General features: G+C 69.2%; 11 protein-coding genes and 1 other RNA gene. 2 read left to right on the forward strand and 10 right to left on the reverse strand.

Features of this window, described 5'->3' with window-relative positions:
- Positions 1-108 precede the first annotated feature (108 nt).
- The 8 genes from EV186_RS03975 to EV186_RS04010 all read right to left on the reverse strand — a co-directional run bounded on the left by EV186_RS03975 (position 109) and on the right by EV186_RS04010 (position 7945).
- A complete protein-coding gene (locus EV186_RS03975) occupies positions 109-1155 on the reverse strand; it encodes an ABC transporter ATP-binding protein (RefSeq protein WP_133847696.1) in 1047 nt (348 codons plus the stop codon).
- Complete coding sequence (locus tag EV186_RS03980) at positions 1152-2258, reverse strand: ABC transporter ATP-binding protein (protein ID WP_133847697.1); 1107 nt, start codon at positions 2256-2258, stop codon at positions 1152-1154. Before EV186_RS03980 ends, EV186_RS03975 begins: the two co-directional genes overlap by 4 nt.
- Entirely contained in the window at positions 2258-3268 is a 1011-nt protein-coding gene (locus tag EV186_RS03985; protein WP_133847698.1) for an ABC transporter permease, read from the reverse strand. Before EV186_RS03985 ends, EV186_RS03980 begins: the two co-directional genes overlap by 1 nt.
- Positions 3269-3387: 119 nt before the next feature.
- A complete protein-coding gene (locus tag EV186_RS03990) occupies positions 3388-5151 on the reverse strand; it encodes an ABC transporter substrate-binding protein (protein WP_133847699.1) in 1764 nt (587 codons plus the stop codon).
- 59 nt (positions 5152-5210) lie between these two features.
- The gene (locus EV186_RS03995; protein WP_133847700.1) at positions 5211-6209 is read right to left on the reverse strand and encodes an ABC transporter permease; all 999 of its coding nucleotides are present in this window, start codon (positions 6207-6209) and stop codon (positions 5211-5213) included.
- A gap of 232 nt (positions 6210-6441) precedes the next feature.
- The gene (locus EV186_RS04000) at positions 6442-6933 is read right to left on the reverse strand and encodes a uridine kinase family protein (protein ID WP_133847701.1); all 492 of its coding nucleotides are present in this window, start codon (positions 6931-6933) and stop codon (positions 6442-6444) included.
- Positions 6934-7010: 77 nt separating this feature from the next.
- The gene (gene recR, locus EV186_RS04005; RefSeq protein ID WP_133847702.1) at positions 7011-7607 is read right to left on the reverse strand and encodes a recombination mediator RecR; all 597 of its coding nucleotides are present in this window, start codon (positions 7605-7607) and stop codon (positions 7011-7013) included.
- Between the two features lie 2 nt (positions 7608-7609).
- Positions 7610-7945, reverse strand: coding sequence for a YbaB/EbfC family nucleoid-associated protein (locus tag EV186_RS04010; protein ID WP_243753918.1), 336 nt, complete (start codon positions 7943-7945; stop codon positions 7610-7612).
- Between the two features lie 96 nt (positions 7946-8041).
- On the opposite strand from EV186_RS04010, the gene EV186_RS04015 reads away from it, so the two are divergent.
- Together EV186_RS04015 and EV186_RS04020 are read left to right on the forward strand one after the other, a co-directional pair.
- Entirely contained in the window at positions 8042-8896 is an 855-nt protein-coding gene (locus EV186_RS04015; RefSeq protein WP_133847704.1) for an N-acetylmuramoyl-L-alanine amidase, read from the forward strand.
- A 24-nt stretch (positions 8897-8920) separates the two neighbouring features.
- Positions 8921-9805 carry a TolB-like translocation protein gene (locus tag EV186_RS04020; protein WP_133847705.1) on the forward strand — a complete coding sequence of 295 codons (885 nt, stop codon included), beginning with the start codon at positions 8921-8923 and terminating at the stop codon, positions 9803-9805.
- Positions 9806-10049: 244 nt separating this feature from the next.
- Here EV186_RS04020 and EV186_RS04025 read toward each other — a convergent pair whose 3' ends face one another.
- Positions 10050-12119 carry a DNA polymerase III subunit gamma and tau gene (locus EV186_RS04025; protein ID WP_133847706.1) on the reverse strand — a complete coding sequence of 690 codons (2070 nt, stop codon included), beginning with the start codon at positions 12117-12119 and terminating at the stop codon, positions 10050-10052.
- 447 nt (positions 12120-12566) lie between these two features.
- An RNA gene (ffs, locus tag EV186_RS04030) (signal recognition particle sRNA small type) lies at positions 12567-12661 on the reverse strand.
- Between the last annotated feature and the right edge of the window lie 19 nt (positions 12662-12680).

The following is a 12680-nucleotide window of genomic DNA, read 5'->3' on the forward strand; positions in this document are numbered from 1 at the left end:
GGATCTCAGGGTCAGCACACGTGTGTTGACTCAGTCAACCAAAAGGATCTTGGTTGACTGAGTCAACACGCATACGTCAAGTTGAGTGGATCAACCAGGCGTCGGCTACTACCGCGGCGCGTTCTCCGGGTAGTGGCAAGCGACCTGGTGGCCGGGCTTCAGATCCACCAGCGGCGGCGTCTCCGTCGAGCACCGCTCGGTCGCCTTCCAGCACCGGGTGTGGAAGCGGCACGCCGGCGGCGGGTTCAGCGGGCTCGGCACGTCGCCGACCAGCCGGATCCGCTCTCGCTTGGTCCGCCGCGACGGGTCCGGCACCGGCACCGCCGACATCAACGCCACCGTGTACGGGTGCATGGGCCGCTCGTACAGGTCGTCGCGGTCGGCCACCTCGACGATCTTGCCCAGGTACATCACGGCGACCCGGTCCGAGACGTGGCGCACCACCGACAGGTCGTGCGCGATCATCACGTAGGTCAGGTCGAACTCGCTCTGCAGGTCCTCCAGCAGGTTGATCACCTGCGCCTGGATGGACACGTCCAGGGCGGAAACCGGCTCGTCCGCGACGATCAGCTTGGGCCGCAACGCCAGCGTGCGGGCGATGCCGATGCGCTGGCGCTGCCCGCCGGAGAACTCGTGCGGGTAGCGGTTGTAGTGCTCCGGGCTCAGGCCGACCAGGCTCAGCAGCTCCTGCACGGTCTTCTTGACGCCGCCCGGCGGGTCGATGCCCTGGATGCGGAACGGCGCGCCGACGACCGTGCCGACGGTGTGCCGCGGGTTCAGCGACCCGTACGGGTCCTGGAAGATCATCTGGATGTCTTTGCGCATCGGGCGCATCTGGCTCGCCGACACGTGGCTGATGTCGCGACCCTCGAACACCACCCGGCCCCCGGTCGGCTCGAGCAGCCGGGTCAGCAGCCGGCCCGTGGTCGTCTTGCCGCAGCCGGACTCGCCGACCAGCGACAACGTCTCGCCCTGCCGGACCTCGAAGTCGAGCCCGTCGACGGCCTTGACCGCGCCGACCTGCCGCTGGAACAAACCCTTGCGCACCGGGAAGTGCTTCTCGAGACCCGACACCTCGAGCAGGACCTCGCGGTCCCGCACGGGTGGCTTGACGGCCTCGCTCTGCGCTGTGCTCACCGTGGCGTCCTCGTTCATAGCGTCGGCTTGATGTCGTTCTCCCAGATGCGCGTCCGGTCCTGCTGGGTCAGGTGGCACGCCACCGTGTGCCCACGCGTGACCTCGACCAGCGACGGCACCTCGGTGGTGGAGAGGCCACCGGTGAGCTCGCAGTAGTCGCACCGGGGGTTGAACGCGCACCCGTCCGGCACGTTGATCAGGCTCGGCGGGCTGCCCTTGATCGGCAGCAGCCGCTCGCTGCGCACCCGGTCCAGACGCGGCATCGAGCCGAGCAGGCCCCACGTGTACGGGTGCTGCGGCTCGCGGAAGATGTGCTCGGCGGAGCCGTACTCCACCTGGCGGCCCGCGTACATGACCATGATGTTGTCGGCGAGTTCGGCGACGACACCGAGGTCGTGGGTGATGATCACGACCGCGGAGTTGAACTCCTGCTGCAGGTCGCGGATCAGGTCCAGGATCTGCGCCTGCACGGTCACGTCGAGCGCGGTGGTCGGCTCGTCGGCGATCAGCAGTTCCGGGTCGCACGAGAGCGCCATCGCGATCATGGCGCGCTGGCGCATGCCGCCGGAGAACTGGTGCGGGTAGTCGTTGACCCGGCGGTCCGGCTGCGGGATGCCCACGCGGTCGAGCATCTCGACAGCGTGCTTGCGGGCCGCGGCCTTCGTGACGTTGTGGTGGATCCGGTACGCCTCGATGATCTGCTGGCCGACGGTGTAGAACGGGTGCATCGCCGACAGCGGGTCCTGGAAGATCATCGCCATGTTCTTGCCGCGCAGCTTGCGGACCTCTTCCGCGCTGGCGCTGACGAGTTCCTTGCCGTCCAGCCAGATCTCGCCGCTGATCCGGGCGTTCCCGCCCTTGTGCAGGCCCATGATCGCGAGGCTGGTCACGCTCTTGCCCGAGCCCGACTCACCCACGATGCCCAGCGTCTTGCCCCGCTGGAGCTGGAACGACAGGCCGTCGACGGACTTGACCCGGCCGTCGTCGGTGTCGAAGTGCACCCGCAGGTCACGCACGTCGAGGAACTGGTGCTCGGCGGTCAGGATCGCGGCCGAGGTGTCCGGGTATGCCTGCGCCTCCAGCGGACTCGGCGCGGCAAGCGGGTCGGTCTGATCGGTCACTACAGGCGCACCCTCGGGTCGATGACGGTGTACAGGATGTCGACGACAAGGTTGGCGATCACGACGAAGCCGGCCACGAACAGCACCACGCCGAGCACCTTCGGCAGGTCCTGCGAGGTGACCGAGTCGATGGAGAGCTTCCCCAAGCCGTTCAACGAGAACGTGCTCTCGGTGAGCACCGCACCGCCGAGCAGCAGGCCGATGTCGAGACCGAAGATCGTGGCGATCGGGGTGAGCGCGGCCCGCAGGCCGTGCCTGGTCACCACCGTCCGTTCGGGCAGGCCCTTCGCCCGCGCCGTGCGGATGAAGTCCTCGCTCATGGTCTCCAGCATGCCCGCGCGCGTCAGCCGGGCGTATGCGGCGGCGTACAGGAACGCCAAGGTGATCCACGGCAAGATCAAGTCGTAGGCCCATCGGCCCGGGTTCTCGGTGATGGGCGTGTATTCACCGCCGTGCGCGGTCCAGCCGAGCGTGTAGCTGAAGATCAGCAGGCACAGCTGGCCGGTGAAGAAGATCGGCAGCGAGACGCCGCCGAGCGCGGTGCCCATGGCCAGCCGGTCGAAGATGCTGCCCCGCTTGAGCGCGGAGAGCACGCCGGTCGCGACACCCGACAGCAGCCAGATGATGCCGGCGCCGAAGGCGAGCGACACGGTCACCGGCAGGCGGTCCAGCACGGTCGGCAACACCGGGCGCTGGTCGATGTAGGAGTAGCCGAGACAAGGCGCCGGGCAGTGGTCCACGGTGTTGCCCAGCTGGACGTCCCGGCCGACCACGATGCCCTTGGCGAACTGCCAGTACTGCTCGTAGAGCGGTTGGTCGAAGCCGAGCCGCACGGCGATCGCGTGGATCTGCTCGGGGCTCGCCGACTTGCCCGCGTACCGGGACGCGATGTCGTCCGCCGTGGCCCCGGCAAGCCTCGGCAGCAAGAAGAAGATCGCAAAGGTGACCGCGGTGACCACGAAGAGCAGGATCACCGAGCCGATCAGCCTGCGGATGATGTATGCGACCACGTCAACCTCGGCGGTGGCGACCGGTGGGCCCACGCTGGTCTCGCGTGGGCCCACCGGCCACCGGTGCCTTCACCTACCTCTGCATCTCGTCCGCGGGCGGTGAACCCGCGTGGCCGTGACTACTTGTTCGTGGTGCCGAGCGCGAGGTAGTCGTACTCCGAGAACCCGTCCGTCACGAACACGTTGGTCACGTTCTTCGGCCGGTACAGCAGGCCCTTGGCCCAGACGCCCGGGATCGTGTAGGCGTCGCTCATGGTCTGCTTGTCGACCTCGACCCAGATGCTGTTGCGCTTGGCCGCGTCCTTCTCGTTCAGGGTCGAGTCGATCAGCTGATCGATCTTCGGGTCCTTGATGCCGAGGTTGGAGTTGCCACCACTCTGGTGAATGGTGCGGCTGTCGACGATCTGCGCCATGAAGCCGAAGCCGTCCGGCCAGTCGGCCGCCCAGCCGTACACCATGATGCCGATGTTGTTGGCCTTGGTGAACGACGGCTTGCCCGCGTACAGCTTCAGGTAGTCGCCGGTCGGGTAGTTGTGCAGCTCGGTCTTGATGCCGATCTTGGACAACGACTCGGCGATGGACTTCGCGGTGGCCTCTTCCTTGTCGCGACCCGCGCGGTAGGAGATGTTGAAGCTGAAGCCACCGTCCGGGTGACCGCAGAGCTTCAGTTCCTCCTTCGCCTTGTTCAGGTCGCCCTTGTGATCCGGCGTCGGGTACAGGTCGAACTGCTGGGCACCCGGGATGACCGGCGGCAGCATGTTGGTCGCGATGTCGCCACCGACCGAGCCACCGTAGGCGCGCTGCAGGTTCGTCTTGTCGACCGCCCACTCGATCGCCTTGCGGCAGTGGATGTTGTCCAGCGGCTTCACGTCGGCGTTGATGACGCTGTACCAGAGCCGGGTGGTGATCGCCGAGTCGGTCTGGGCGCGCAGGGCCGGGTCACGCAGGATCTGCGCCTGCGCGGCGGGCTGCACACCGGAACCGGCGATGTCCACGTCGGCGCTACCGGACATCAACCGCTGGTCGATGTCGTTGGAGTTGGTGACCTTCAGCTGGACCTCGATGCGGTCCGGCAGGGCCGGCGGCCGGGTCGGCGCGGTGGCCGGGTCGTAGTGCGGGTTGCGCTTCATGGTGAAGCTCTTGCCCGGGTTCATCTGGTCGAACATGTACGGACCGCTCGAGAGGACGTGGTCCTTGTACTTCGTCTGGGTGTCCTTGCTCGGCGGCACCGGGGCCGTCGACGGGATCGCCGCGAAGTAGTCGAAGGCCGCGAACGGCTTCTTCAGGTGGAAGATGATCGTGTAGTCGTCGGGCGTCTCGATCGCCTTCAGGCCCAGCTTGTTCGGGTCGCTGTCCTTGTAGGGACTGGTGTAACCCTGCAAGTCGAGGAAGTCGTTGAAGTACGTCGGACCGTTGGGGTACGTGTCCTTGTCGAGGGAGCGCTCGACGTCGTACTTGACGTCCTGCGCCTTGACCTCGGTGCCGTCCTCGTACTTGACACCCTTGCGGATGTGGTACGTCCACGTCTTGTTGTCCGGGCTCGCCGTGCCGAGGTCGGTGGCGAGGTCGGGCACCAGGGTGGCGCCTTCGCCGCCGGGCGCGGACTTGAACATCACCAGCTGGCGTGCGTAGTAGCGGATGAAGTTCCACGAGTAGGCGTAGTACGTGTCCGCCGGGTCCAGCGAATCCCAGTCGTCCTGGTTGACGTACCGAAGTGTCCCGCCCTTTTCGCTGGACGGGTTGGCGATCTTGCCCACCCCGGCGTTGTTGGCGGCGGGCCCGTTGCTGCCACCGGCGGGAGGCGCGTTGTCCCCGCACGCGCCCAGGGTTAGGGCAGCCACCGCGCCGAGCGCGATGACAGTGGCCAGACGTTTCCTTCTCATTGTGCTGATGCACCCCACTTTGTGTCGGAGCCAGGGACTGGCCGGGATTCCGGGAAGAACTAGCGGGTCTTCGGGTCCAACGCGTCGCGTAGGCCATCACCGAACAGGTTGAACGCCAGCACGGTGACGAAGATCGCCAGGCCGGGGAACAGCATGTAGTTCGGCATCACGGTGAACCACTTGGTTGCGTCGGCGAGCATGCCGCCCCAGCTCGGGTCCGGCGGACGGATACCTGCGCCGACGAAGGACAGGGCCGCCTCGAACAGGATGTTGGTCGGGATCAACAGGGTCGAGTAGACCAGGATCGGCGCCATCAGGTTGGGCAGGAGTTCCTTGAACAGGATCCGGCCCGGGCGGGCGCCGAGGCTGCGCGCGGCGTCGACGAACTCGCGTTCGCGCAACGACAACGTCTGGCCCCTGATGATCCGGCCGATGTAGGGCCAGTTGAAGAAGCCGATGATGAAGATCATCACCGCGATCCGGACGTTGTTGCCCTTGAGCCCGAAGGCCTCGTCCGGCAGGGCACCGGCGAGCGCGATCGCGAAGAGCAGCAACGGGAACGCGAGGAAGATGTCCATCAGCCTGCTGATGACCGTGTCGACCCAGCCGCCGAAGTAGCCCGCGACGACGCCCATGATGGTGCCGATCACCACGGACAACAGCGTCGACAGGAACGCCACCAGCATGGACACCCGGGAACCGGTGATCACCCGGGAGAAGATGTCCTCGCCGAACACCGGCTGCAGGCCGAACCAGAAGTGGGAGCTGACGCCACCGAACGCGCCGTACGGCGTCGAGGTGTTCGGGTCGACGTAGTCCGTGTGCGGTTCGTTGGGCGGGTAGCCCACGAGCGAGACGATCAGCGGGGCGAAGATCGCGACCAGCACGATGAGGATGACGATGCCGCCACCGATCAACGCGACCTTGTCACGCTTGAGGCGCATCCAGGCGATCTGGCCGAGCGAACGGCCCTGGATGGCCTTGCCCCGCATCCCCTGCAGTGCCGCCTCGGGGTGTGCCTGGGTTTCCCCGCTCGACACCTCCAGCGGTGCACTCACGCGTTTCCCTCCATTTGCGTCCGGCCCGATCGCATGCTGATCTCACCGTGTGGTCGCCGACCCTAGCCCCTGCGCCATACATCCCTCGACGACACTTGGTTACGATCCGGCCACACAGCTTCCCGTTCAGTGCCGTTCAGACCGGGAATTGTGACTGTGAGTAACGCAATGGCCGCAGATCGACTGTCGGACGCGGCCGTCCGAGTGAAGTCCAAAGTCCGATAACGGACGTTCACATTCGCCAGTCCGCGCGAGCGCGCGGACGATCGACGGCGAACCAGCCGCGCTCGAATTCCTGCCACCGGAGCAGCGGCATCCGGCACGCCTCGCCGTCGCGCGCCACCGCGCGCTCGAGCCGTTCGGCGGCACTCGGGCCGTCCAGGTGGACCAGACCGGAGAGCCGCGACGCGATGCTGCGCCGCCCGGACGAGACGCCCTCGACGATCAGCACGTCGCACACCGGCACGTCCACGAACTCGCCGCGCAGCGGGTTGCCGTCCTGCCAGCGCAGGGCCTGGTAACGGCCGGGCTCGGCCTTGGCCAGCGGGTCGAACACGCCCTCGACCAGCCGCGGCCACCAGCTCACCGGGTCGTCCCAGGTGGCGAAGTGGTCGGTGGGCACGAGCGCGGTCGACACACCCGCCGCCCGCAGGTCAGCCGCCAGTTCGGCGGCGAAGACGGTCTTGCCGGCGCCCGACGGGCCGTCCACGGCGACCAGCCGCACCGCACCGAGGCGCGGCGGCCGGGCGAGGAGGCCAGCTCCGAGGCTTGAGCTCACATCGGCCCCGGAATCCGCTCGATTCACACCGTGCGGCGGCCCGACAGCGCCCGGCCGAGGGTCAGTTCGTCGGCGAACTCGAGGTCGCCGCCCATCGGCAGGCCGGACGCGAGCCGGGTGACGGTGAGGCCCGGGAAGTCGCGCAGCATCCGCACCAGGTAGGTCGCGGTGGCCTCGCCCTCGGTGTTGGGGTCGGTGGCCAAGATGATCTCGGTGATGTCCTGCGCGCCGATCCGGGCCATCAGCTCCCGGATCCGCAGCTGGTCGGGACCGATCCCGGCCAACGGGTCCAGCGCGCCGCCGAGCACGTGGTAGCGGCCCTTGAACTCGCGCGTCCGCTCGACCGCGAGCACGTCCTTGGGCTCCTCGACCACGCACACGACGGTCGCGTCGCGGCGCAGGTCGCGGCAGATCCGGCACTGCGTCTGCTCGGAGACGTTGCCGCAGATCTCGCAGAAGACGACGCCTTCCTTGACCCGGCCCAGCGCGTCCTGCAGCCGCCCCACGTCGGCGGGGTCCGCGGCGAGCAGGTGGAAGGCGATGCGCTGCGCGCTCTTCGGGCCGACGCCGGGCAGCCGCCCGAGCTCGTCGATCAGGTCCTGGACCGGTCCCTCGTACACCGCTACATGCCCGGCAGCTGGAGACCGCCCAAGCCGCCCTCGCCCATCATCCCGCCGAGGCCGCCGGTGAGCGGGCCCATCTTGTCGGCCTGGAGCTTCTGGGCGTTGTTCGACGCGTCGCGCACCGCGGCCACGATGAGGTCTGCGAGGGTCTCGGTGTCGTCCGGGTCGACCACCTTCGGGTCGATGGACAACGACTTCAGCTCCGCGGACCCGGACACCGTCGCGGTGACCAGGCCGCCGCCCGCGGTACCCGTGACCTCGGCCTCGGCCAGCTCCTGCTGGGCCGCGAGCAGCTGCTCCTGCATCTTCTGCGCCTGCTGCAGGATCGCCTGCATGTTCGGAGCGCCACCAGGTTGCACCGTGCGGCTCCTCTCGTGGGTGGGGTGTAGCTACAGACTAGTCCGGGTCGGCGTCTGGCATGGTGTGCAGCCATGGCGGTTCGTCGGCGTGGCTTGCTGGTAGTCGCACTGGTGTGTCTGGCGAGCGGGTGCCGGCCGGCGCCGTCCTCGTCGCCGCCACCGGCACCGACCTCGACGCAGTCCCCGACCACCACGACGACGACTGTCACGACGACGCCAACGACCACCACGACGAAGGCCAAGCCGACCACGACGACGACCACCGCCAAGCCGGCGGTGACGGGCAAGGTCGTCGTGCTCGACCCCGGCCACAACGGTGGCAACGCGTCGCACCCGTCGGAGATCAACCGGCTGGTGCCCGCCGGGCGCGGGCAGACGAAAGCCTGCAACACCACGGGAACCGCGACCAACGGCGGCTACCCGGAACACGCGTTCACATGGGACGTCACCAAGCGGGTGCAGGCGATCCTGGTGGCGCACGGCGTGAAGGTCGTGCTGACCCGCAGCAACGACACCGGCGTCGGCCCGTGCGTGAACGAGCGCGCGGCCACCGGGAACGCGGCGCACGCGGACGCGGTCGTGTCCATCCACGCCGACGGGGCCACCGCGACCAGCGCGCACGGGTTCCACGTCGCGTACTCCTCGCCGCCGCTGAACGCCGAGCAAGGCGCGCCGTCGGTGCAGCTGGCCAAGGACGTGCGCGACGCGCTGGTCCACGACGGCTATGCCACGTCCACCTACATCGGCTCGGATGGACTGTCCAAGCGCAGCGACCTCGGCGGGCTGAACCTGTCGACCCGGCCGTCGGTGCTCGTCGAGTGCGGGAACATGCGCAACGCCACCGAAGCCGCGGCGATGACCAGTGCCGGCGGCCGGCAGCGCTACGCCGAGGCGATCGCCGCGGGCATCCTGTCTTACGTGGGCTGAGCCGGCGTATGGAAGGCTTGCGCCATGCGGGTCTTCGACATCGACGACGACGCCCACGTGCTGACCGGGGATAACACGACGCTTGTCGAAGTCGACCCGCGCACCGGCGCGGCGACCGAGCTGGTGCGCGTTCCCGCACTCGGCAACGCCCGGTACCTGCCGGGCGAGCACAAGATCGTCCTCGAGCACGGCCGGCCGCCGCAGCTCTCGGTGCTTCCGTTGCGCGGCAAGGGTTCTCTCAAGACCCTGGTGGCCGCGCCCGCAGCTTCGGTCGAGCTCCTGGACGCGTTGCCCGGCCGGGTCGTCTACCGGACGAACCAGCGTACGAAGCTCGAGTTCGACGTGGTCATCCGCAACGTGTTCATGGGTGAGGAGCAGGCGGTCTGGGACCGCGGCGGCGAGGTGCGCGAGGCGGCGGTGAGCCCGGACAGCCGGTTCGTGGCCGTGCGCCTGCCCGAGGAACTGGTGCTGGTGGCGACCATGCCCGAGACCGAGGACGACCACTTGTACCGGGTGGCCGAGGAATCCGGCACCGGCGGGCACCGCACCCTGCACTGGCTGGCCGACAGCACACGGCTCATCGCGACGAAGGCCGGCCCCGAGCGGACCGAGGTGCAGAGCTACAACGTCACGCAGGAGCGCTGGGTGACGCTGGTGCCCGACGCGGGGCGCGGAGCGGTGGTCACCCCGTCACCGGACGGCTCGCTGCTGGCCGTCGCCGTCGGGTCGCGGATCTCCTTGCACAGCGCGGAAAGCGGCGAACCCCTGCGCACGGTGGAACTCCCCGGCCCGGTGACCAGCGGGCCGCACTGGTCGCCGAACTCGGTCGCGATCGCACTGTCCACTCAGGACCAAGCACACCTGCTGATGGCGGCGAAGGCCGAGCTGGCCTCGTTCCCCGTCACCTGACACTTGACTTGTCGCGGAGGCAATCCCCGAGGCAATTCGCGGGCCTCCAACGCGGCCGTCGGCTCGAAGGCGCTTCGCGCCGAGCTGGTCAGCAAGCACCGCTCCAGTTGCGTCTGAGCGACCAAGGCCGAGCGGGCGCCCCAGACGACTTTCCATTCGCCGTCCGGGGCGTTCGGGCTGAACCGGTTTGGCGAGCAGCTCTCCGGCGGGCGGGCAGGACTGGCATCCTCCCCCGACGACTGGGCTACTTGCCGTCCAGGGGTTTCGCGCCGAGCTGGTTGGCGAGCAGCTCCAGCATCTCCTTCTCCGGATCCCGCGCCGGGCCCGGCTCCCCGACCGGTTCGCGGGCGGCCTGCGCCATCATCTCGTCCTCGTCCTCCGGCTCCGGAGGTGGTGGGACGTCGGGGAAATCGTCCGGCGGCTCCGGCGGCGGTGGCTGTTCGGCTTGCCGTGCCTGCTGTTCCGGCGCGGGCGCCTGCCGCTGCGACGGCCTGGTGGGCGCGGGCCGCGCCGGTTGCGGGGTGGCCGGCGGCGGTGCGGCCAGGGCGGGCCGACCGCCGGCAACGCACTGCACGGACCACTCGCCGCCGACCGCGTGCATCAGCGCCTCGCGCAGCACGCGCACCCGGCTCTCGCCGGAGAGCTGGCGGGCCAGCGGCTCGGTCGGCATCGAGAGCACCAGCGTGTTGCCCTCGACCGACTGCACGGTCGCATTCATCAGCAACGCCAGCGTCGGCTTGCTGTGCTCCCGCACATAACGTTCGATCTCCGGCCACACCCGGCGGATCGCGGCCGCGTCCATCGTCCCGGCCGGGCTGGGTTGCGACTGCGGCTCGGGTTGGGGCTCGGCCTGCTGGGGAACCGACTGCGGCTCGGCCGGCGGGCTGGCCGGCGCGGGCCTTTCGGTGGCCGCGGGCGGCGGGCTGGCCGGGCGGACCGGCTCGCGCGCGGGTGGTTCCGGCGCCTGCTCCGACCGACGGGTGTAGGTCTGCTTCGACTGAGTCGGTTGCGGCGCTTGGGTCTGCTGCGGCGCTGGGCTCTGCTGCGGCGGCGGGGCGGCCTGCGGCTGGGACGGGGGGGCTTCCTGCGGGGCCGGGGTCGGCTGCGCGGGTCGTGCGGCGGGAGCGGCTTGGCCCGGGGCCGCGGTGACCCGGCGTTCGAGCTGCTCGAGTCGTTGCAGCACAGCGGATTCGGCCGCCGGATCGACCGGAACGGCGGCGGGCAGCAACATCCGCGCGCACAGCAGTTCGAGCAGCAGCCGTGGTGCGGTGGCGCCGCGCATCTCGGTCAGCCCGGTGTTGACCACCTCGGCGTAGCGGGACAGCGTGGCCGGGCCGATCCGTTCGGACTGCGCCTGCATCCGGGCGAGCTCGTCGGCGGGCGCACTGACCAGCCCCCGGGCTCCGGCGTCCGGCACCGCACGCAGCAGGACCAGGTCACGCAGCCGGTCGAGCAGGTCGGCGGCGAAGCGGCGCGGGTCGTGCCCGGCCTCGACGAGCCGGTCGACGGTGCCGTAGACGGTGGCGTGGTCGTTCGCGGCGAGCGCGTCCACCATGTCGTCGATCAGCGCGACGTCGGTGACGCCGAGCAGCGCGACCGCGCGTTCATAGGTGACACCGTCCGGTCCGGCTCCGGCCAGCAGCTGGTCGAGCACGGACTGGGTGTCGCGGGCCGAACCGCCGCCGGCCCGGATGACCAGCGGGAACACCGACCGCTCGACCGTGACGCCCTCGGCGGCGACGTTGCGTTCGAGCAGCTCACGCATGGCGCCCGGCGGGATCAGCCGGAACGGGTAGTGGTGGGTGCGGGAGCGGATGGTGCCGAGCACCTTCTCCGGCTCGGTGGTGGCGAAGATGAAGACGAGGTGCTCCGGCGGCTCCTCGACGATCTTGAGCAGGGCGTTGAAGCCCTGCGTGGTGACCATGTGCGCCTCGTCGACGATGAACACCCGGTAGCGCGACTGGGCGGGCGCGTAGAAGGCGCGGTCACGCAGCTCGCGTGCGTCGTCGACACCACCGTGGCTGGCCGCGTCGAGTTCGACGACGTCGACGGTGCCCGGCCCTTCGGGGGCGAGCCCGATGCAGGATTCGCAGACGCCGCAGGGGTCGGGCGTCGGGCCCTGTTCGCAGTTCAGCGAGCGGGCGAGGATGCGGGCACTGGACGTCTTGCCGCAACCACGTGGCCCGGAGAAGAGGTAGGCGTGGTTGACCCGCTTGGCGGACAGGGCCACCCGAAGCGGTTCGGTGACGTGCTCCTGCCCCACCACCTCGGCGAAGGTGGCCGGACGGTATTTGCGGTAAAGGGCGAGCGCCACGACCGCGACCATACCGGTTGACACCGACAGTCCCCGAGGTCGGCGTCCTGAGCCTCGACCGAACAGACCCGAACCAACTCAACCCAGGCCAGGCAACACAACAGAACCACGACGGAAGCTATGGGCACCAGAGGCCCGAGGTCGCCGCCCCAAGGACCACCCGAAGCGGCCCGGGGCGCTCCCCATCGCAAACACAGGCAAGGCGAGCCTGGCCAACGCAACAGAACCACAACGGAAGCGGTGGCCGCTCGGGGCTCCGGGGGTCGCCCCCGGGAATCATCCGAAGCGGCCCGGGGGCGCCCTCCGCCGCAAACCCAAGCAAGTCGAGCCAGGCCAACGCAACAAAACCACGATGGAAGCCGTGCCGCTCGGGGGTCCGGGGGTCGCCCCCCGGGAATCATCCGAAGCGACCTGGGGAGCGCCCTCCGCGACCACAGGTCGCCGGAGCGAAGGGGACCCCGCGCACCCGCCAGAGCTCGCTTATCCTTGCTGCCTTCCGGCCCTGGGGAGGTTCACGAGATGGACGCCGCGCGGGGTCCACGATCAGTGTAGCTAGCGGGG

Origin of the sequence: Labedaea rhizosphaerae (assembly GCF_004362825.1) — a bacterium.
Classification (GTDB): Bacteria; Actinomycetota; Actinomycetes; order Mycobacteriales; family Pseudonocardiaceae; genus Labedaea; species Labedaea rhizosphaerae.

What these genes read in the sequence shown, in the direction of transcription:
- EV186_RS03975 (WP_133847696.1), bottom strand. Translation starts at nt 1,155, where the DNA reads ATGAACGAGGACGCCACGGTGAGCACAGCGCAGAGCGAGGCCGTCAAG.
- EV186_RS03990 (WP_133847699.1), bottom strand. Translation starts at nt 5,151, where the DNA reads ATGAGAAGGAAACGTCTGGCCACTGTCATCGCGCTCGGCGCGGTGGCT.
- EV186_RS04010 (WP_243753918.1), bottom strand. Translation starts at nt 7,945, where the DNA reads ATGCAGGCGATCCTGCAGCAGGCGCAGAAGATGCAGGAGCAGCTGCTC.
- EV186_RS04015 (WP_133847704.1), top strand. Translation starts at nt 8,042, where the DNA reads ATGGCGGTTCGTCGGCGTGGCTTGCTGGTAGTCGCACTGGTGTGTCTG.
- EV186_RS04020 (WP_133847705.1), top strand. Translation starts at nt 8,921, where the DNA reads ATGCGGGTCTTCGACATCGACGACGACGCCCACGTGCTGACCGGGGAT.